Raw genomic sequence first — 19,331 nt, 5'->3', positions numbered from 1 at the left:
TCAGGCGGCGGCCTCGGACGCCGGGTCGGCGAGCTCGATCCGGTTCCGGCCGAGCCGCTTGGCCGCGTACAGCGCCTCGTCGGCGGCGTGCAGCAGGTCGTTGGCGCCGGGATGCACGGCCGCCGAGGCGACACCCGCGCTGAACGTCACGGGGATGTACGGCTCCTCGACGCGGCTGACCTCGGCGATGTGCTCCCGCACCTGCTCCATGCGCGCCCGCGCGTCCTGCGGCGTGGCGCCGACCATCACGACGACGAACTCCTCGCCGCCGTGCCGCACCACGGTGTCCTCCAGCCGCACGCGCCCGGTGAGGTGCCGCGCGACGAGCTTGAGCACCGCGTCGCCGGCGTTGTGCCCGTACGTGTCGTTGACGCGCTTGAAGTGGTCGATGTCCAGCAGGGTCAGGCTGAACGGCCGGTCCTGGTCGTAGAGCTCGGCCAGGATCTCCATGAGGCGGCGGCGGTTGTAGAGGCCGGTCAGCGAGTCCCTGACCGCCTGCTCCGCAAGGTCGGCGCGGAGCGCCTCGATGGTGGCGAGCTGCTGCTGCAGCTTCTCGTTGGCCTCCTCGGCCTGCCGGCGGCGGTCGTTCAGCTCCGTCGTGTCGCGGGCGACCAGCGCCCACCCCAGCGCGGCACCCCGCCGGTCGGGCAGCGTGTCGATGGACAGGTCCAGGTCCAGGGCCACCCCGCGCGCGTCGGTGAGCGTCAGGCTCCGGATGGCGCCCTCGGCGAGGTCGACGTGGACACCGAACAGCTCGGCGGCCGACCGTCCCTGCACCTCGGCGGAGGCGCCCGGCCGCAGCCTTCGCAGCAGCCGGTGGGCGGCCGGGTTGGCGTCCAGGACGAGCCCGGCCCGGTCCAGGACGACGACGGCGTCCTGGATGGTCTCCATGACCCGCTGCCGGGCGATCGACACCTGCGCGGGCAGCCCCTCCTCGATCAGCGCCCGGTAGTTGATCACCGCGGTGATCGCCATGCCGATCGGGGCGAGCTCGTAGCTCAGGCCGAACACGAGGGAGACCAGTCCCGCGATGACGGGGCACAGGGACGAGATGAGGATCCAGCTGTAGATCCGCCGCTGGTCCCGCGGGTTCTGCAGCCATGCCCGCCCCAGCCGGACGAGCGCGGTGCCGACGATCGTGTACAGGTAGATCGTGTGCAGGGTCAGCGCCGGGCCCGGCTCCCCGAAGGGCTGCCCCGGATGGGGCATCACGGCGTAGTAGGTGTGATGCCAGCCGTTCGTCACGAGCAGCGCACCGGACACGACCGGTTCGACGGCCAGCAGCAGGAGCAGGCGCCGGGACGGCCGCCAGGCCCGGTCGATCAGCAGCAGCGCCAGGCACAGGAACGCCGACACGACGGCGACGTCCGAGACCAGCAGGCCCGTCAGCACGGCCACCCGGCCCGGACGGTCGTCCCACACGATGACCAGCAGGTTGATCAGCACGTACCAGGAGCACATCAGGAGCATCACCGCGGTCGCGGCGAAGGCCGGCGCCACCCGCCGCCGCCCCCAGGCGCCGACGGCGAGCAGGAGGTTGACCCCCGCCGAAACGCCGTAGACCGCGACCCAAGGCCACATCATGCGACTCTCCACCCTTGTACGTTTTCTCGGCTCCCTCCGATCGGCAGGAGCGCGGCCCACCTGAGAACCCCGCCCGCGCCCGCGGCGAGCGCGGTGTCAGGGGCATTGCAATAGGCTGGGAAAGTCGGATGACTTAGTGGGGGAGACGTTGCTGAACCCTGAGGACCTGTACGAGCTGGACGGCGATCTGCCGACGCTGACCGAACCGGTGCTGCTGCACAGCCTCGACGGCTTCGTGGACGCGGGGTCGGCGGGGCAGCTCGTCCGGGAACACCTCCTGGAGGGGCTCGAGCACCGCGTGATCGCCCGCTTCGACGTGGACGCGCTGATCGACTACCGGGCGCGGCGCCCGATGATGACGTTCGACCGCGACCACTGGGCGTCCTACGACGCCCCGGAACTGGTCGTGCGCCTCCTCCATGACGACGTGGGGACGCCGTTCCTGCTGCTGTCCGGCCCGGAACCGGACCGCCTGTGGGAGGGGTTCACGGCCTCGGTGGTGGACCTCGTGAAGCGGCTCGGAGTCGGGCTGACGCTCGGATTCCACGGCATCCCGATGGGCGTGCCGCACACGCGTCCGGTCGGGATCACCGGGCACGCCACCCGGCCCGAGCTGGTCGCCCGCGGCGGCTCGTGGTTCGACAAGGTCCAGGTGCCCGGCAGCGCCTCCGGCCTGCTGGAACTGCGGCTCGGCGAGGCGGGCCACGACGCGGTGGGGCTCGCCGTCCACGTCCCGCACTACCTGTCGCAGTCGGCGTATCCGGCGGCGGCGGTCGCGACTCTCGAGGCGATCATGGAGGCGACGGGCCTGGTCCTGCCGTCGGAGCGGCTGCGCGAGGCCGCCGCCCGCACCGACGCCGAGATCGCCGAGCAGGTCGCCGGGAACGACGAGGTCGAGAAGGTCGTGCAGGCCCTGGAGCAGCAGTACGACGCGTTCGCGGGCGCCGCCGAACGCGAGAACCTGCTCGCCGAATCGCAGGACATGCCGACCGCCGAAGAGCTCGGCGCCCAGTTCGAGCGGTTCCTCGCCGAGCAGGACGGCCCCGACACGACATAAAACGCCTCACTCCGGGTAGTCGGACCCCGTGACCCAGAAGGTGAACGAAGTGATGACGCCGGCGCCCGTCACGGTGCCGCCGGACACGCCTTTGACCGAGGTCGGAGACCTGATGCGGCAGCACGGCATCGGGGACGTCCTCGTCGTCCACGAGGGCAGGCTGCGCGGCCTGGTCACCGACCGTGACATCGTCGTCCGGGCGGTCGCCGCCGGCCGCGACCCGGCCGACACGTCCGTCGCGGAGATCTGCAGCACGAACCTGATCACGATCGACTCCGCCGAGGACGCCGACGCCGCCGTCGGCCTGATGCGCGAGCACGCGATCCGCCGCGTCCCCGTCGTCGAGGGCGACCGCCCGATCGGCGTCGTGTCGATCGGCGATCTCGCCGTCCAGCGGGACGAGCGGTCGGCCCTCGCCGACATCAGCGCCGAGCCGCCGAACGTATGAACCCGTCGATCCCCGAGAACGCGACGGGCGTCGTGCTGCTGGCGAACGCCGAGGAGTCCGTGGCCGCCGCGCTGAACACCGCGGGCCTCGGCACCGTCCTCCTGGACGTCCCCGAGGAGGACATGGAGCCCCTCACCATGACGCTCCTCCACGCGATCGACGAGGTGACCGAGGGCCTCGAAGCGGCGCCCCGCACGGCCGGTCTGCCCCTCGGCCTCTACGGCGCCGGCACCACCGCCGCCGGAACCCTCGCCGCCGCCGCCGCCCGCCCGCACACGGTGGCCGCGGTCGTCTCCCGGTCGGGCAGCACGGACCTCGCGCTCCCCTGCCTGCCCCGCGTCCGCGCACCCGTCCTGCTGATCACCGGGGACGACACCCACGCCGCCAACCAGCGCGCCGCCGACCTCTTGGAAAGCGCCGAACTCCACGTCATCGACGGCGCGGCCGACGACCTCACGGAGGTCACCACGCAGGCCGCCGACTGGTTCAACCGCCATCTCCCGCGCTCGGCCCTCCGCCACTGACCCCGCGTCAGTTGATCGTGAGGCCGCCGTTGACGTCGCGCAGCTGGACGACCTTCTCAGCCGTCCCGTTGAAGACGTTGCTCACGCCGTCGTCGCTCACCTGCGTCTGCCGACGCCGGTCGAGGACCTCGGCGCGGAACTCCGGGTCTTCGTCCATGGCCAGCCGGAGCGCGGCCTGGAGATCGTCGGCGAAGGCCGGGTCCTCCTCCATGGCGCGGCGCAGAGCCTCGGCCAGACGCGTGATCCGGGAGTCGTCCGGATCGGCGATCGCCCCGCCGAGGACCTCCTCCTCCGCGGCCTGCCCGCGGAACCGGCCGCGCACCATCCGGCCGAGCGCGGCGATGCCGTCCCGGACGGGCCGGCCGGACAGCTCGACCGCCTTGCCGGCCGCCGCCGCGGCGATCGCCAGAGTCAACGGATCAGCCATGGATCACTCCTGAACGCGAGGGGATGAGGTCACGGCACGGGGCCAGTCCATCACGCGTCGGCGCGATGTGTCAGCCCCGCTCCTCGACGCGTCCGTGACCTGGATCGTTGGCGCTCCCGGAAGGCCGCTGGCACACTCCCCTTGCGACTGCGGGAAATCGATCATCATGACCTGGCGGGCGGTGCCGGAGTGGCTGGCGACAACGGGGACGGAAATCGCTACGAGGGCCGGGCGCGCAACGTCGTCCAGGCGCACAGCGTCGAGGTGATGAACGTCTACGCGGGGCCCGGCGAGCGGGCCCCGGAGCCGCCGTGGTCGCTGCCGCCCGGCGCGAACCCCTTCCTCGACCGCGAGTCGCCGCTGCGCGAGGCCACCGTGGCCGTGGGGAGGAGCCAGGGGCGCGGCAATCCGGCACTGGTGATCGTGGCGGGCCTGCGCGGCGTGGGCAAGACCGCGATGGCCGTGCAGTGGGCGACGTCGGAGCGAGAGCGTTTCCCCGACGGGCTGCTCTACGCCGATCTCGGCGGCGGCTTATCCAGGCGCGCTCTGGGCGGAGGGCTCGGCGAGACGGCCACGGATCTCTTGGAGCAGCTCGGGATCGCGGGCGAGCACCAGCCGCACAGCGATCAGGGACGGCTGGCGCTGCTGCGATCCCAGCTGGCCCGGCGGAAGGCATTCCTTCTGCTGGACAACGTCCGGCTGGTGCGCGACGTGGACGCGTTCGTGCCGCCGTCCCCAGGCTGCGTCGTCTTCGTGACGACCGACGGTGAACTGACCGAAGTCGGCGATCTGGCCGGCCGCCACGACGCCGAGGTCATCCCGCTGCGCGGCCTGCCGGAGAGGGATGGCCTCGACCTGCTGCGCATGCTCCTTCGCCCCGACCGTGTCGACCACGATCCGGAGGGGGCGCGGGCGCTGCTCCGCCTCTGCGGCGGCTGGCCGCTGGCGATCCGGATGGCCGCGGGCCGGTTGAAGACCCGCCGGAACCTGTCTCCGGCGGCTCTCGCCGCGAGGATGGGGGCGGACCACGGCGACGCTCGTCCGGCGGAGGGGGAATGGGCCGTGCGCGTTCTCGGCGACGAGGGGTACGAGGCGATGCCCGCGGAGGTCCGGCGCGCCTACCGGCTGCTCGGCCTGCACCCCGGGGGCGGCGACCGGCCCACGGCCGTGCCGCGCGGCGCCCGGGGACCCGCGATGGTCTTCAGCGCCGAGGCCGCGGCCGCCTTGCTGGACCGCCCGGACGCAAACGTCCTCCTGGAAGCGCTCGTGGAGCGGCACCTGCTCGATGAGGACGGCGACCGCTACATCCTCCATGACCTGATCCGTGCGCACGCGCGGGCCAAGGCCGAACGCGACGAGGACGCCGATTCCCGGGACGCCGCCGTCCGGCGTGCCATCGCGTGGTACCTGCGGTTCGCGGCCGAGGCCGATCTGGCGGTCAATTCGCACCGCCCGACGACCGGCCCGGTGTACCGGGAACTGCGCGTCCGGCCGTCGCCCTACGGGACCGGACGCGAGGCGGTGGGACGGGCGCTCGCCGCGCTGCGGGGCGAGCACCGGAACCTGTGCGCGGCCGTCCATGCCGCCGGCGAACGCGAGTGGCACGACCTCGCCTGGCAGCTGTGTGAAGCGCTGTGGGGTTTCTTCTTCTCGCTCAAGCACTATGACCAATGGATCGACACGCACCGGGTGGGGCTGCGCGCGGCCGAGGCCTTGGACGACCCGGGCGCCCGGTTCCGCATGGGCATCCAGCTCGGCCGGGCGCTGTACGAGACCCGCCGGTTCGCGGAGGCACACCAGGTGCTGGGCGCGACGCTGGACGTGGTGACCGAGCCGCTCGACCGTGCCACCACGCTGGAGTTCATCGGCCGCGCTCACCTGGACGCCGGCGAGCCTGCCAAGGCCGTCGACCACTTCCACCAGGCGCGGGACCTGGAGGAGGCGAACGGCCGGGTGCGCGGGGTCGCGATCAACCTGCACCACCTGGCCCGCGCCCACCTCATGCTGGACGCCGAGGACGAGGCCATGGCCTCCCTGTCCCGCGCCCACGAGATCTTCGCGTCCATTCCCGACCCCTACAACCGGGGCCGGGTGCTGCACACGCTGGGCGTCCTGCACTTGCGAGCGCGCCGCACCGAGCCCGCCGCCGATGCGCTGGGCAAGGCACTGGAGGTCATGCGGGACGAGTCGCGCACCTACCAGGTCGGCCAGATCAGCGAGTCGCTGGCCGACTTGTCCGCCCTGATGGGTGATGCGACGCGGGAACGGCAGCATCGGGAAGCGGCGATCACCGCTTACGAGCAGGTCGGCAGCGCTCGGGCCGCCGAGCTCCGCGCCGACTCATCCTGAGGCCACGTCGCAGCTGAACGGCACCTCGATCCGTCCCACGCGGAGGACGAGACGTGGGGGCAGGGCCGCGATCGTCCGGCCTTGGGCCGACCAGGCATGGACGGCCGAGGCCAGCAGCCCGCAATCGACGTCGGGCGTTGCCCGCAGCCGGACGACGCCCCCGTCGGGCAGGCGCACCCGGCATTCACCGTCGCTCGCCTCGGCCACCGTGGGTACATCGCCGGGCTCGGGGCCGCTCCCGGCCCGATGGAGGACGATGTCGGCGATCTCCCTGAGCCGATGGTCGGTCTCGGTGCCGTCCACCACCAGGTGGCGACCGCCGTGCAGAGGAACGGAACGGAGATCCACCATCTCCGCCGGGACGCGTTCCACGACGAACTCCGCCCGCCCCGCGGACTCCTTGATCGTCACGGCCGCGATCAGGGCAGGACGCTCGGCGTCCTCCCAGGTGCGCGGCTCGGGAACCGGCGGCGGTACGGCCGTCACACGAACGCGCCTGGACGGCTGGTCGAGCCGCATCAGCCGGTACATCTCCGCCCGCAAGATCTCGAGGCTGCGCCCTTGGAAGGCGAACGCCTCCTCCGCGATACGCCGTCCGGCCTTCGGATCGTGCCCGGTGATCACGGAGTCGATCCGCCCGGCGAGCGGCCCGTCGCCGATGACCTCCGCGCGCCGCGCCATCCGGGCCAGGGCCGTGCGCGGGTCGACCTCGTCCCAGGGAAAGCCGTCCAGCAGTACCGGACGCCCGAGCGCAGCGCCGTAAAGGGTCACCGAACCGTGGTCGCCGATCACCACGTCGGCCGCGACGAGTGCGGCCCGCCACCCTTCACGCGGTGGAATCAGAAGCAATCCGGCCCGCCGGCAGTCCGCCAGCCAGGCCCGCAGCTGCCAGGGACCGTGATGGTGCCAGACATTGGGGTGGACGACGGCCGCCACGGCATATTCGTCGACCGGCAGTTCACCGAGAAGCCGCGCAAACAATTCGGGCCGCCGTCCGAGCAATGAACTCGGTCCCCAGGTGGAGGTCGCCAGCACCAGCCGCTGCCCCTCACCAAGCCCGAGCGCCGCCCGGTAGTGCCGCCGCCACGGAACGCTCGCCAGCAGCCGATCGAAACAGGGATCTCCCACGACCACCGCCCGGGGCAAGGCCTCAGGGCACTGGTCGGCGAGCTGCTCCAGCTGCTCTTGATGCGAAACCGGCGTCCCGGCGTCCCGGCGTCCCGGCGTCCCGGCGTCCCGGCGTCCCGGCGTCCCGGCGTCCCGGCGTCCCGGCGTCCCGGCGTCCCGGCGCAAGTATTTATTGTATCCAGCGCCATGCGGAATGGCAATCAATGGCGCATCTATTTCATATAGCGGTCCACTGCTTCCTGCGGCGACGGCAAGGTCGAACTGGTATTGCGTGGCCGCCTTCCAGGAAACGGTTTTCATTGCGAGGTCGCCGATAAATTCCTTAACACCCTCCGGAATGGTGGTCCCGGGAATGGTTGTGAGGAAGATCTGCAAGCAAGAGTCGTTTTGGAGGGCGGCCAGGACGTCCAGGAGCCGGGTCATCGAGGTGACCGTGTGGGCGACGGCGAGGACCGAGCGGTCTGCGCGGACTGTCGCTCCATGGATGGGACGCATGGGTGGGCTTCGGTGCTTCCTGAATCCGGTTCGGCGCCTGAGGAGCCCACACTCTACCCAGGCAAACCAGGACAACAGCTACAGGGCGGTCGGGACGCGTTGCGGACGGACGACGGTAGGCAGCTGTGCTGGAAAGCGGACCGGCTCGCGTGCCTGACCCAACCGCTTCCCGGAGTGACTCGGGCCCCTGCGCGCCGTGCGGTGAGGGCGTGAGCAGATCCAGTCTTTCGTCAGGTGACGGTGTGTCGATCGTCCTTGGTCGGGTTTTTCCAGATTCGTACATACGTTCGATAGTAGGTTCGTTGCGTGTGGTTCCGGGAGGGGTTCGGTGACGCGGTGTGGGCCGGTTCGACGGCCTGCACAGCCGGGCTGCCCTGCACGACGGCAGCGAAGCCGCTGTGCTTCACAGGAGCCGGGCATGCCTAACCTGCCGAGCAGGCGGTTGCGGGAGATCGCCCGGCCGTTCGTGGCCGACGGTCCGTCCTGGGTGAGGTCTATGGAAGTGCGGCGGCGGAGTTGCGCGCGAGGCAGCGCCAATGGTTGAGGACGGTGGTGGCATGGCACACAGTAGGAGGCGCCATAGCCGCCACCGAGGATGCGGCGCCTTACGCTGCCTGAGTGACATACCCAGAGCGTTCTTTGGGTGGGGCTGGCCGGGCTCGAACCGACGACCTGCGAGGTGTAAGCTCGCTGCGCTTCCAGCTGCGCTACAGCCCCTTGACCGGGAAGAGGATACCGTCTCCGGCGCTGCTTGCGGTACGTGGCTTTGGAGCGACTACGGTGGACAGCGGCCGACTCCAGGGCCTGCTTTGCAGCTCAGGGTATGCGCAGAGGCGGGTTGATCTTGCCTTGTAAGCGAGAGTCGGCGGAGCGTGCGGCGTGGGCGCCGGTCACCGGACGGCCGCGCCGGGCCGGGCATCGCGACGCCTTCGCCACGGTCGCCAGGTGCCGGCGGTCACCGGGGCACGCCGCCGCCCAACGAACTCAGTTGGGCGGTATCACCGCGCGTGCCAGGATGCCCGCATGGCCAGCGAGCGGGAGCCTCTCGACAGGCTGATTGTCGAACGTCAGATTCTGCGGGCTGTCAGGTGGCTCATGTCGACGTTCGAGTGCGGTTTGCAGGAAGCTGCGCAGGTTCTCTATGCGCGCTACGACGATCTACGCCGGAGCCGTCCGGACGACTTCACCACAAGTCATGAGGAGTGCTGGGAGGGCGTCTACACCTGACGAACGCATGCCTCCGGCGGGGGCACTCCGGCTCTGGGAAGTCAGGGATGCGCGCGTGACTGTCGTCAGGGGTTGAGGTGGGAAGCCTCAGGCGGGCGACCGGTGTGCGTGCCACGCGGCAAGACGGCCCCGTGCCACTTGCGTGCAGTTTGATGATCACGGCTCCTTGCAAGCGAGGAGTCGGCGGCTCGAAACCGTCCGCGCCCACCCGGCTCAGGGCCATGATCCGCAGAGATGGATCATGGCCCTTCGTCATGTGGGCGCCTCACTGCGTGTCCCACCCGTGCGCCGGACGGCGTAGGCGCGGATACCTCCCCGAGACGATGTGCGCGCTTTCCCGTATGTAACACGCTGGCCCGCATGACTTCTGGAACGCGAACGCCTTCGGACCGGAAATGCGGGTACGCGGTCTGCGGCGCGCTGGTATTGGCCGCCGTCGGTGATGCGGGACCTGAGGTCGTGAAGTCGGGGAGTCTCATCGCCGGCTACGACGGACCAGGACCCCTGATCTACCTTGCTCTTGCCGCGTTCGTCGTCGGTGCTCCGTGGCGTTTCGCGCCACTGGCGGCGGGCGCCGTTTCGGCCTTGTTCGTATTCGGGGGCCTCTCCGATCCCGGATTCCGGGATCGGCTCGTCACACCGGGCGAAGCGATCGACTTCGGTGCCGGGTGGCTGCAAATGCTGGCATTCGTCGCCGCGATCGTCTTCGGACTCGCGGCCATGTGGTCGAAGCCGCGTGACGCGGCGGATGGCTGACTCCGGCCCAGCGACGAGGACTCTCACCATGGGAAGAAGGAACAGCAGGATGAACGGAATCGTTGAACCCGCCAAGGAGAACCTCGGCCTGCCTCTGGGCGGCCTGGGGCTGGCGATCCTCGGGCTGATCGTCCAATGGATCTCCAAGCCGTCGATCTTCGAGGCGCCCGACTGGGGCGCCCTGCCGGGGAACTTCCCACCGGGGGTCCTGGTCATAGCCCTGTTCGGGGGGATGGCGGCGGTGTGCGCGCGCTGGTGGTGGTCCTCGGCCTTCGCCTCGGCCATCGGCGTGTGGATCTTCATCGGTGGCATCGGCACCGGTGAGATGGCCAACGCCTTCAGGAAGGGCAACGCGGGGTCCGTCTTCGGCCTGCTGGTCATGTCGGTGGGCCTCGTCATCGCGATCGTTGCGGGGATCTTCGTCATGTATCGACGGCGACGGTCGAGCCCCAGGTCTTGACGACCGCTCACCTGCGGGCCGGGGGTTTCGGCCAGGGGCCGCGGGCAGGGTGGGACGGGGGCCGGCTGGACGGGGTGACCAGGGTCTCAAGGCGTGTTCGCGCAGGTCGAACGGCGGTTTACATGGCGTTCACATATGGGCAACAGGTGTGAAATGCCCTATTGGGACTCTCCTTGAGGCCGGAACCGGCGGGGCCGGCAGTGACGAAGGGATCGACGTTGAGCTACAAGGCCGAGTACATCTGGATCGACGGCACCGAGCCCACCGCGCGGCTGCGCTCGAAGACCAAGATCCTTCCCGACGGCGCCGACCTGCCGGACTGGGGTTTCGACGGCTCCAGCACGAATCAGGCGCCCGGCGACAAGTCGGACTGCGTGCTCAAGCCCGTCTTCGTGTGTCCCGACCCGATCCGCGGCGGTGACAACAAGCTCGTGCTGTGCGAGGTCTACCTCGTGGACGGCACGCCGCACCCGACGAACCTGCGGGCGCAGCTGCGTCCGATCGCCGAGAAGTACGCGGCGCAGGAGTCCTGGTTCGGCATGGAGCAGGAGTACACCTTCTTCAAGGACGGCCGCCCGCTCGGCTTTCCGGAGCGCGGCTTCCCCGCCCCGCAGGGCTTCTACTACTGCGGCGTCGGCGCGGACGAGGTGTTCGGCCGCGAGATCGTCGAGAAGCACATGGACGCCTGCCTGGAGGCGGGCCTCCAGTTCTCCGGCATCAACGCCGAGGTCATGCCCGGCCAGTGGGAGTTCCAGATCGGCCCGGCGGGCCCGCTGGAGGTCGGCGACCACATGTGGATCGCCCGGTGGCTGCTCTACCGCATCGCCGAGGACCACAACGTGTCCGCCACGCTCGACCCCAAGCCCGTCGCCGGGGACTGGAACGGCGCCGGCTGCCACACCAACTACTCCACCAAGGCCATGCGCGAGGGCTACGACGCCATCGTCACCGCGTGCGAGGCGCTCGCCGGCAAGGCGCAGGAGCACGTGGCCGGCTACGGCGCCGACATCGAGCGCCGCCTGACCGGCATGCACGAGACGGCCCCGTGGAGCGAGTTCAGCTACGGCGTGTCCGACCGCGGCGCGTCGGTGCGCATCCCGTGGCAGGTCGAGGTGGACAAGAAGGGCTACATCGAGGACCGCCGCCCCAACGCCAACTGCGACCCGTACGTGGTGGCCCGCCTGATCACCGGCACCGTCTGCGAGGCCCTGGAGAAGGCCGGCCAGGTCTGATCCGTCGTTGAGCCTGAGAGGATCCCGGGGGGGGCGCCCCCCCGGGATCCTCTTTTACGTGCCCTGCGTGTCCCTGTCGGGGCGGGGTTTCCGTATGCCTCGCAGGGGGTTCGTCCACCTCCGTCCCAAGGACTCCGGTGGGGCCGCGGCATTGCCGGACGGTGCGGGCAAACGTCGGCAAATTGTCTCGGCCGTGGGAGTTCCTCCGATCAGCTCCGGGTAGCACCTAGCTGTTCGCAGCGGGGGAGGGAACATGCCCGACACGCCATTCGGGCGGTATTCGGGGGGCTTGCCCGGAAGGCAGGCCGGCCGTCCGATGCCACGGCCCTGGGAACGGTCCTACCGGTGTCCCGCCACGGCGCGGCGGCGTCCGGCGGAGGCCCCGGCGCAGCGCTACCAGGACTTCATCGCGCTGCACCAGGAGATCGCGGCGGAGTTGCGGCTGCCGCTGCGCCCGCTGTGGTGCGCGGGCGCGGCGTTCGCGGTGCTCGCGGCCGGGACGGTGTTCCTCGCGGTGGTGGTCTTCCGGCTGATGTTCGCCGTCCAGGTGCCGGTGTTCGCGGCCCCGGACGTTCCGGTCGGGGCGGCGGCGACGAGCTACGCCGTGTGCGCGCTCGCCGCGACGATCCAGGCGACCGCGCTGATGCACCTGCTGCTCGCGACGGCCGCGCGGCCGATCCGGACGTTCGGCTGGATCTCCGGCATCGCGGTCGGGCTGCTGACCGCCCTGCCCCTGGTGGTGGACGGGCCGCTGGACGCGGCGCTCGCCACGTCCGCGCTCAACCTGGCCGGCGGCGCGAGCGTGTGCACGCTGATCGCGGCCGTCGTGACCGCCTCCCATCGCGGCCTCTAGGCGCGGGCGAAGCGGTTCAGCAGATCGTCCAGGCTCACCGAGCCGGACGCCAGCGCGCCGTACATCTCGTCGATCTCGGTGAAGCCGAGGTCGCGTGCCACGGCGAGGGAGTCGCCGCGGGCCTCGGCCGCCAGCAGATCGACGCGGCGCCCGGCGAGCGCCCGGACGAGCCGCCGCCGTCCCGCGTCGGCCGCCTCCTCCGCGTCGCGCCGCGCCACCGCCCGCTGGATGTGGACGCGGGTCGGGACGGTCGCCGCGAAGTCGAGCCAGTCGGCGGACGGGACGGCGCCGGGATCGGTGAGGATCTCCACGACGTTCCCGCTGCGCACCTCGGCCGACAGCGGCGCCAGCCGGCCGTTGATCACCGCGCCGATGCTGCGGTGGCCGGTCTCGGGCGCCAGCGCGTACGCGAAGTCCAGCGCGGTCGCGCCCGCCGGCAGCGGGACGATCTCGCCGTCCGGGGTGAACACCGCGACGTTCCCGGCGGCGAGGTCGGCGCGCAGGCCGGCCAGGAAGTCCGCGGACGGCGCGTCGGACTGCCAGGCCAGCAGGCGGCTCAGCCACACCAGGTCGCGGCGGCCCGCCACGGCGTCGGCGGTGGCGGCGCCGTCGCAGGCGGCGCGGATGTGCGCGACGATGCCGTACTCGGCGACCGGATGCATCGCCCGGCTCCGGACGATCGCCTCGAACGGGTCGCCGGCCGGGCTGATCACCCGGGTGTGCAGGGACTGGTACAGGTTGTCCTTGGGCAGCGCGATGTGGTCGCGGACGCGCCCCGGCACCGGGTGCAGGGCCGCGTGGACGGCGCCGAGCGCGATGTAGCAGTCGCGGTCCGTCCCGTCCACCAGGACGAGGAGCCGCGCGGCCTCGCCGGGCCGCAGCCCCGCGAGATCACCGCCGGACGCCTGGTGCACCGCGTACAGGTGCGACGGGCGGAGCCGCACCTCGGCCTCGACCCCGTGCCCGGCGAGGGACGCGCGCACCAGCGCCATCGCGGGGCCGAACACCGGCCCGGCCTGCCGCAGCGCCGTCCGGACGGCCCGTCCGGTGGCGTCGTGCGCGGCGGGGTCGCTGGCGGCGAACGCCAGGTCGTCCATCTCCCGCTTCAGGACGTGGATGCCGAGCCGCTCGGCGAACGGCACGAGCAGCTCGTGCGACGCGGTGGCGTACCGGGCGCGCTTGTGCGCGGGGTAGTGGCGCAGCGTGCGGAGGTTGTGCAGGCGGTCCGCCAGCTTGATCACCAGGACCCGCAGGTCGGCGGCGGCGGCCAGCACGATCTTGCGGAACGTCTCGGCCTCGGCGCGGTCGCCCCACCGCTCGCCGTCCAGCTTCGTGACCCCGTCGACGAGGACGGCCACGTCCTCGCCGAAGTCGGCCCTGACCTCCCCGATCGTGTACGGCGTGTCCTCGACGGTGTCGTGCAGCAGCGCGGCGACGAGGGTGGTGGTGTCCAGGCCCATGCCGGCGAGGATCATCGCGACGGCGAGCGGATGCGTGATGTAGGGAGCGCCGGAATTGCGCAGCTGGCCGCGGTGCATCCGCTCCGCGACCGCGTAGCCGCGCCTCAGCTCGCCGGTGTCGGCGTTGGGGAAGGCGGTGCGGTGCGCGTCCAGCAGCGGGGCGAGGGCGGGCCGGACGGGATCGCCGCGGGCGGTGCTCCGGCGCAGCCGCAGCGTTCGCATGGCTGTGGAGTTCGCGGGATGAAGGATCGCCATCACGCATCCGCCTGGCGGCCGGCCCGTGGCGCTTCTGCTACGGGGTGTAACTGGCATTATGCGTGATGTCGCGGGCGAGGCAAGCGACGGGGCCGCCGGTGCGCCCCCGGGCCGCCACGCTGGGTGACCCCCTGGTCGTTCCGGACGGCCCATTACGCATCGGGCCCGCCGCGTTGTCAAGGTTTATTAACACGCGTTTCACCGGGCCGACTCATGGCGGCGCGGCTGACCTGGGTATCAATGTGCGAACACGGTGGGACCGCCTTTGGTCATTGTGCCCGCCGGGACGCCGACCAAGAGAAGGGGATAATGGCGAAATGATGCTCTCCCCGCGCCCCCTGCTGTCCGCCGCCGCCAATGCGGCCCACCTCGCCCGGTACGGCCACCTCGCCGATCTGCGGCCGATGCCGACGGTGCCCGTCGGGGGCGGCGCGGCGGGGGAGGGGGCGGCGGTGCGCCGGTACCGGACGGCGCGCGGCCTCGTCCCCGCGGGGCCGCCGGTGCTGTTCGTCCCGCCGCTCGCCGCGCCGGCCCGCTGCTACGACCTTCGCCGCGGCTGCAGTCTCGCCGAGCATGTCGTCGGCCGGGGCCGCCGCAGCTACCTGCTCGACCCCGGCGCGGCCGGAAAGGGCGCCCGTGAACAGGGCATTCGCGAGTGGATCGGGGAGGTGCTGCCCGCCGCCGTCCGCGCCGTCAGCCGGGACGCGGGCGGCCAGCCCGTCCAGCTCGTCGGCTGGTGCCTCGGCGGGCTCTTCGCGCTGCTGGCCGCCGCCGACGCCCCCCGGCTGCCGATCGCGTCCATCGCGGTGATCGGCACTCCGGCCGACGCGCGCGGGGTCCGCCTCACCGGGAGCGGGCTCGCGCCCCGCCGGCCCGCGCACGGCGCGGAGTCGGACGTCCTGGCGCTGATGTTCGGGGGCCTGTCCCGGCCGCTTTTGGGTCGCGCGTCGACGCTGGCCGGATTCGATAAATACGTGCTGCGTCCCTCGACCCTCCTGGCGCATCTGCATAATGCCGATTTTCTTGCGCAGATCGAAGCGCTCGATCATTTCGCCAACGCGCTGCTCGAATATCCGGCATGTGCCGCCAGGGAGATTTACCGATTGCTTTCCCGGAGCACGGAGCCGGCGGGCGGCGGGATGGAACTCGGTGACCGGCGAATCGACCTCGGGCGCGTCCGGGTGCCGGTTCTGGCCATCGCCGGACGCGGTGACGCGATCGCCCCGGCGCGGGCGGTCCGGCCGCTGACCCGGCTGCTGAGCGGCGCCCCCGAGGTGCGGGTCGCCCTCGCCGAGGGCGACCACCTCGGCGTCCTGACGGGCCGCTCGGCCAAGGCGGGCACCTGGGCGCACCTGGACCGCTGGCTGGACGAGGGCACCGTCCGGCACGGGATCCGCCCGCACCGACGCGAATCCGCCGTCTCCGTCTGAGGGGCGGTTCAGAGCTTGGGGGTGAAGGGGCGGCGGTGGTCGGGCTCATCGGGGTCCGCCCGGCCGCGCAGGGCGGTCTCGACGAGCTCGACCGCGCGCAGGACGTGCACCAGGCGGGCGCCCTCGCGGCGGTAGGTGTCGAGGACGGCGTCGACCCCGTGCGGCGGGACGAGCTCCCCCAGATCGACGCGGGCCGTGCGGAACCCCTCGCGGGCGGCCTCGATCGACGCGGCGACATGGTGCCGGGCCATCCGGGCGAGGACGATCGGGTAGCGGCGCAGCACGCCGTAGCGGCGGTACTCGGGCGGGACCAGCTCGAGCAGCCAGGTCAGCGCCGTGTCCTCGAAGCGCTCGCTGCCCGGCGGGTGGACCCGGGACGGCCAGCCGGGCGGGACGTACGTGCTCACACCCTCACGATAGCCCGAAAATCGAACGGATGTTCGAGTGGATGTCAGTTGTCGGAGTCGGCGTTCGCGCGGCGGATCCTGATCTTGCCGGAGTCGAGATCGTCGCGTCCGGAGCCCCCGGCCACGCGGTGGTCGTCCTGGCGCAGCAGCTTCTCCCGCGCCTGCTGCTCCTGCTTGATCTTCTTGGAGCCCTCGAACGCCGACGCGAGATCCTCGAACATGCCGCCGCCGAACCCGGCGCCGGTCTCGCCGTCGCCGCGGATGGCGCCCATCAGGGACGTTCTGCCGGTGCCCTCGGTTGGCCACTCGACGGGCTCGTGCTCGGCCGGACGGGACCGGTTCCCCAGGGGACGGCCCTTGACGCGCTTGCGGCGGCGAAAGGGTGACTTCACACACACTCCAACGCGTTGAGTGGTCGACTGATTCCGGGCGAGGCGGTCGCCTCCCGGCCCGCGCCGTCCACACGATAGCCGGTGGGCAGGCCGGAGGGCCGTTTCCGCCGCCGGGGTTTCGTGGCGAACCCGCGGCGGCCGCCCGGCGCGATAGCCTGCGGGACGTGCGCCTGTCCCAAGTGATCGCGGCTCTCGAGGAGCTGTACCCGCCGTCGTGGGCCGAGTCCTGGGACGCCGTCGGACTCGTCTGCGGCGACCCCGCCCAGGAGGTCCGCCGGGTCCTGTTCGCGGTCGACCCGGTCGGCGCCGTCGTCGACGAGGCCGTCGCCTGGGACGCCGACCTGATCGTCGCGCACCACCCGCTGCTGCTGCGGGGCGCGACGTCGGTCGCCGCGACCACTCCGAAGGGCCGCCTCGTCCACCGGATGATCAAGGCCGGGGTCGCGCTCCACACCGCCCACACCAACGCCGACGTCGCCGACCCGGGCGTGTCGGACGCCCTGGCCCGCGCGGTCGGGCTGACCGGCGCCCTCCGCCCGATGGTCCCGGCCGACGGCGACCCCCGCCGCGGTCTCGGCCGCATCGGGGACCTGCCCGAACCGCTCACCCTCCGGGAGTTCACCGCGCGCGCCGCGGCGGGCCTCCCGAAGACCGCATGGGGCGTCCGCGCCGCGGGCGACCCCGACCGCACCGTCCGGACCGTCGCGGTCTGCGGCGGCGCCGGCGACTCCCTGCTCGACACCGCGCGCGCCGCCGGCGTCGACGTCTACCTCACCGCCGACCTGCGGCACCATCCCGCGTCGGAGTTCGCCGAGCACGGCGGTCCCGCCCTCGTGGACGCCGCGCACTGGGCGACCGAGTGGCCCTGGCTCGCCGACGCGGCGCGGCGGCTCGCCGCGGCCACCGCCGCCCCGCTGGAGACCCGGGTGTCCACGCTGGTCACCGACGCGTGGCGCCTGCATCACGAAGGAGCACATTGAAAGCCGCACCGCAAGCCCAGCTGCGACTGATCGACCTGCAGGACCTCGACAGCTCGCTGGACCGCCTGGCGCACCGCCTCCGCACGCTGCCCGAACTCGCCGAGATCGCGAGGCTGGAGGCCCGCGTGACCGAGCTGCGGGACGCGCTCGTCGCGGCGGAGACGGAGGTCGGCGACCTCCAGCGGGAGCAGAAGAAGGCCGAGCAGGACGTCGAGCAGGTCCGCACCCGGGCCGACCGCGACCAGAAGCGCCTTGACTCTGGCCAGGTCACGTCCGCGAAGGACCTCAGCGGCCTGCAGGCCGAGATCGAGTCGCTGCAGCGCCGCCAGTCCGACCTGGAAGAGGTCGTCCTGGAGATCATGGAGCGCGCGGAGGCCGCCGACGCCCGCGTGGGCGCGCTGCGCGCCGAGCGCGCCGCCGCCGAGGAGGAGCTGGCCGAGGTGGTCCGGCGCCGGGACGAGGCGCGGCGGAGCATCGACGCGGAGTCCGGGATGACCTCCACCGCCCGCACGGGCGTCGCCAAGGACGTCCCGGGCGACCTCCTCGCCCTCTACGAGAAGCTGCGCGGCCAGTTCGGCGGCGTCGGCGCGGCCAAGCTGTACCGGGGCGCCTGCCAGGGCTGCCACCTCGCGCTCAACACCGTCGACCTGAACCGCATCCGCGCCGCCGCGGAGGACGAGGTGGTCCGCTGCGAGGAGTGCCGCCGGATCCTGGTCCGCACGCCCGAGTCCGGGCTGTGAGCAGGGGGGTCGCCGGAGGCCGGGACGGAGCGCCGCGCCGGTTGATCGTCGAGGCGGACGGCGGGTCCCGGGGCAACCCGGGGCCGGCGGGCTACGGAGCCGTCGTCCGGGACGCCGTGACCGGCGAGGTCCTGGCGGAGGTCGCCGAGGCGATCGGGCGCGCCACGAACAACGTGGCCGAGTACCGGGGCCTGATCGCGGGCCTGACGGCCGCCGCCGACCTCGACGCGAACGCCCGCGTGGAGGTCCGGATGGACTCCAAGCTCGTCGTCGAGCAGATGTCGGACCGCTGGAAGATCAAGCATCCGGACATGGCCGAACTGGCGCGCACGGCGAAGCGCGTCGCGTCCGGTCTCGGCTCGGTCGCCTACGGCTGGATCCCCCGGGCCCGCAACGCCCATGCCGACCGCCTGGCCAACGAGGCGATGGACGCCGCCGCCCGCGGCGAGGACTGGGTCCGCAAGGTCGAGGAGGACCCGCCGCCCGTTCCCGCGCCGCGCGCCACCGCGTCCCCCATGACGACTCTGCTGCTGCGCCACGGCGAGACGCCCCTGTCGGTCGAGAAGCGCTTCGCCGGCACGGGCGACGTCCCGCTCACGGAGAACGGCCGCGCCCAGGCCCGCGCGGCCGCCGCCGCCCTGGCGGACCGGGGCCTCGAGGCGATCGTCACGTCGCCGCTGGCCCGCTGCCGCGACACCGCCGCCGAGGTCGCCGCGGCCACCGGCCTGGACGTCCGCGTCGAGGACGGATTCCGCGAGACCGACTTCGGTGAATGGGAGGGCCTCACGTTCAAGGAGGCCGGCGAACGCTTCCCCGACGCCCTCCGCGCCTGGCTGGCCGACCCGGAGGTCGCGCCCCCCGGCGGCGAGAGCTTCGCCCACGTCGGCGCCCGGGTCCGCACCGCCCTGGACAAGCTGAAGGTCCGCCACAACCACCAGAAGGTCCTGGTGGTCTCGCACGTGACCCCCATCAAGCTCCTCGTGAAGGACGCCCTGGGCGCGCCCATGCCGTCCCTGTACCGCATGCACCTGGACGTGTCGTCCCTCTCGTCCATCGCCTGGTACGCCGACGGCCCCGCGTCCCTGCTCACCTTCAACGACACCCACCACCTGAAATGACCGCTACGC

Annotated in this window: 19 protein-coding genes and 1 tRNA gene; 13 read left to right on the top strand and 7 right to left on the bottom strand. The window is 72.1% G+C overall.

All coding sequences use genetic code 11. From position 1 onward, the window contains the following. On the bottom strand, positions 1-1,584 hold the full coding sequence (locus tag IE99_RS0109645; protein ID WP_030166946.1) for a diguanylate cyclase: 1,584 nt from the start codon (positions 1,582-1,584) through the stop codon (positions 1-3). Positions 1,585-1,732: 148 nt separating this feature from the next. On the opposite strand from IE99_RS0109645, the gene IE99_RS0109640 reads away from it, so the two are divergent. Genes IE99_RS0109640 through IE99_RS0109630 form a run of 3 tightly spaced genes read left to right on the top strand, consistent with a single transcriptional unit; the run spans position 1,733 to position 3,613 of the window. Then, the gene (locus IE99_RS0109640; RefSeq protein ID WP_030166944.1) at positions 1,733-2,641 is read left to right on the top strand and encodes a proteasome assembly chaperone family protein; all 909 of its coding nucleotides are present in this window, start codon (positions 1,733-1,735) and stop codon (positions 2,639-2,641) included. A 28-nt stretch (positions 2,642-2,669) separates the two neighbouring features. After that, a complete protein-coding gene (locus IE99_RS0109635; RefSeq protein WP_030166943.1) occupies positions 2,670-3,089 on the top strand; it encodes a CBS domain-containing protein in 420 nt (139 codons plus the stop codon). Beyond that, entirely contained in the window at positions 3,086-3,613 is a 528-nt protein-coding gene (locus IE99_RS0109630; RefSeq protein WP_030166941.1) for an alpha/beta fold hydrolase, read from the top strand. Before IE99_RS0109635 ends, IE99_RS0109630 begins: the two co-directional genes overlap by 4 nt. A 7-nt stretch (positions 3,614-3,620) precedes the next feature. On the opposite strand, the gene IE99_RS0109625 is transcribed toward IE99_RS0109630, so the two are convergent. After that, a complete protein-coding gene (locus IE99_RS0109625) occupies positions 3,621-4,040 on the bottom strand; it encodes a hypothetical protein (RefSeq protein ID WP_157610172.1) in 420 nt (139 codons plus the stop codon). A gap of 189 nt (positions 4,041-4,229) precedes the next feature. On the opposite strand from IE99_RS0109625, the gene IE99_RS0109620 reads away from it, so the two are divergent. Next, a complete protein-coding gene (locus tag IE99_RS0109620; protein WP_030166937.1) occupies positions 4,230-6,389 on the top strand; it encodes a tetratricopeptide repeat protein in 2,160 nt (719 codons plus the stop codon). Here IE99_RS0109620 and IE99_RS0109615 read toward each other — a convergent pair. Then, a complete protein-coding gene (locus IE99_RS0109615) occupies positions 6,381-7,940 on the bottom strand; it encodes a hypothetical protein (RefSeq protein WP_157610170.1) in 1,560 nt (519 codons plus the stop codon). The two genes, IE99_RS0109620 and IE99_RS0109615, sit on opposite strands and share 9 nt — an antisense overlap. A 716-nt stretch (positions 7,941-8,656) precedes the next feature. Beyond that, positions 8,657-8,729: transfer RNA gene (locus IE99_RS0109610), tRNA-Val, on the bottom strand. A 306-nt stretch (positions 8,730-9,035) separates the two neighbouring features. Here IE99_RS0109610 and IE99_RS0109605 point away from each other — a divergent pair. The 5 genes from IE99_RS0109605 to IE99_RS0109585 all read left to right on the top strand — a co-directional run bounded on the left by IE99_RS0109605 (position 9,036) and on the right by IE99_RS0109585 (position 12,540). Beyond that, positions 9,036-9,239 (top strand): hypothetical protein, encoded by a 204-nt coding sequence (locus tag IE99_RS0109605; RefSeq protein ID WP_030166931.1) that lies wholly within the window; start codon positions 9,036-9,038, stop codon positions 9,237-9,239. 360 nt (positions 9,240-9,599) lie between these two features. Continuing rightward, positions 9,600-9,995, top strand: coding sequence for a hypothetical protein (locus tag IE99_RS0109600; RefSeq protein WP_030166928.1), 396 nt, complete (start codon positions 9,600-9,602; stop codon positions 9,993-9,995). A gap of 49 nt (positions 9,996-10,044) precedes the next feature. Next, on the top strand, positions 10,045-10,455 hold the full coding sequence (locus tag IE99_RS0109595) for a hypothetical protein (protein WP_051712320.1): 411 nt from the start codon (positions 10,045-10,047) through the stop codon (positions 10,453-10,455). 218 nt (positions 10,456-10,673) lie between these two features. Next, positions 10,674-11,687, top strand: a complete 1,014-nt coding sequence (gene glnII, locus IE99_RS0109590) for a glutamine synthetase GlnII (RefSeq protein WP_030166923.1) — start codon at positions 10,674-10,676, stop codon at positions 11,685-11,687. Between the two features lie 316 nt (positions 11,688-12,003). After that, positions 12,004-12,540, top strand: coding sequence for a hypothetical protein (locus IE99_RS0109585; RefSeq protein WP_051712319.1), 537 nt, complete (start codon positions 12,004-12,006; stop codon positions 12,538-12,540). On the opposite strand, the gene IE99_RS0109580 is transcribed toward IE99_RS0109585, so the two are convergent. After that, entirely contained in the window at positions 12,537-14,255 is a 1,719-nt protein-coding gene (locus IE99_RS0109580; protein WP_084219397.1) for a RelA/SpoT family protein, read from the bottom strand. The two genes, IE99_RS0109585 and IE99_RS0109580, sit on opposite strands and share 4 nt — an antisense overlap. Positions 14,256-14,572: 317 nt before the next feature. Here IE99_RS0109580 and IE99_RS0109575 point away from each other — a divergent pair, with 317 nt between their 5' ends. After that, entirely contained in the window at positions 14,573-15,685 is a 1,113-nt protein-coding gene (locus tag IE99_RS0109575) for an alpha/beta fold hydrolase (protein ID WP_030166913.1), read from the top strand. Positions 15,686-15,693: 8 nt separating this feature from the next. On the opposite strand, the gene IE99_RS0109570 is transcribed toward IE99_RS0109575, so the two are convergent. Together IE99_RS0109570 and IE99_RS0109565 are read right to left on the bottom strand one after the other, a co-directional pair. Next, positions 15,694-16,092 (bottom strand): hypothetical protein, encoded by a 399-nt coding sequence (locus IE99_RS0109570; RefSeq protein ID WP_037558950.1) that lies wholly within the window; start codon positions 16,090-16,092, stop codon positions 15,694-15,696. A 44-nt stretch (positions 16,093-16,136) separates the two neighbouring features. After that, positions 16,137-16,484 carry a DUF6191 domain-containing protein gene (locus IE99_RS0109565; RefSeq protein WP_030166907.1) on the bottom strand — a complete coding sequence of 116 codons (348 nt, stop codon included), beginning with the start codon at positions 16,482-16,484 and terminating at the stop codon, positions 16,137-16,139. A gap of 164 nt (positions 16,485-16,648) precedes the next feature. Here IE99_RS0109565 and IE99_RS0109560 point away from each other — a divergent pair, with 164 nt between their 5' ends. The 3 genes from IE99_RS0109560 to IE99_RS0109550 are packed head-to-tail and all read left to right on the top strand — an operon-like array spanning position 16,649 to position 19,322. Next, on the top strand, positions 16,649-17,464 hold the full coding sequence (locus IE99_RS0109560) for a Nif3-like dinuclear metal center hexameric protein (protein ID WP_030166904.1): 816 nt from the start codon (positions 16,649-16,651) through the stop codon (positions 17,462-17,464). Next, entirely contained in the window at positions 17,461-18,204 is a 744-nt protein-coding gene (locus IE99_RS32630; RefSeq protein ID WP_030166900.1) for a zinc ribbon domain-containing protein, read from the top strand. Before IE99_RS0109560 ends, IE99_RS32630 begins: the two co-directional genes overlap by 4 nt. Next, entirely contained in the window at positions 18,201-19,322 is a 1,122-nt protein-coding gene (locus IE99_RS0109550) for a bifunctional RNase H/acid phosphatase (RefSeq protein WP_051712318.1), read from the top strand. Before IE99_RS32630 ends, IE99_RS0109550 begins: the two co-directional genes overlap by 4 nt. Positions 19,323-19,331: the final 9 nt, after the last annotated feature.

The sequence above is a fragment of the Spirillospora albida genome, assembly GCF_000718255.1.
GTDB classification, from domain to species: domain Bacteria; phylum Actinomycetota; class Actinomycetes; order Streptosporangiales; family Streptosporangiaceae; genus Spirillospora; species Spirillospora albida.
Note: the sequence above shows the minus strand (reverse complement) of the source record. Positions and strands in the feature narration are given on the sequence as shown.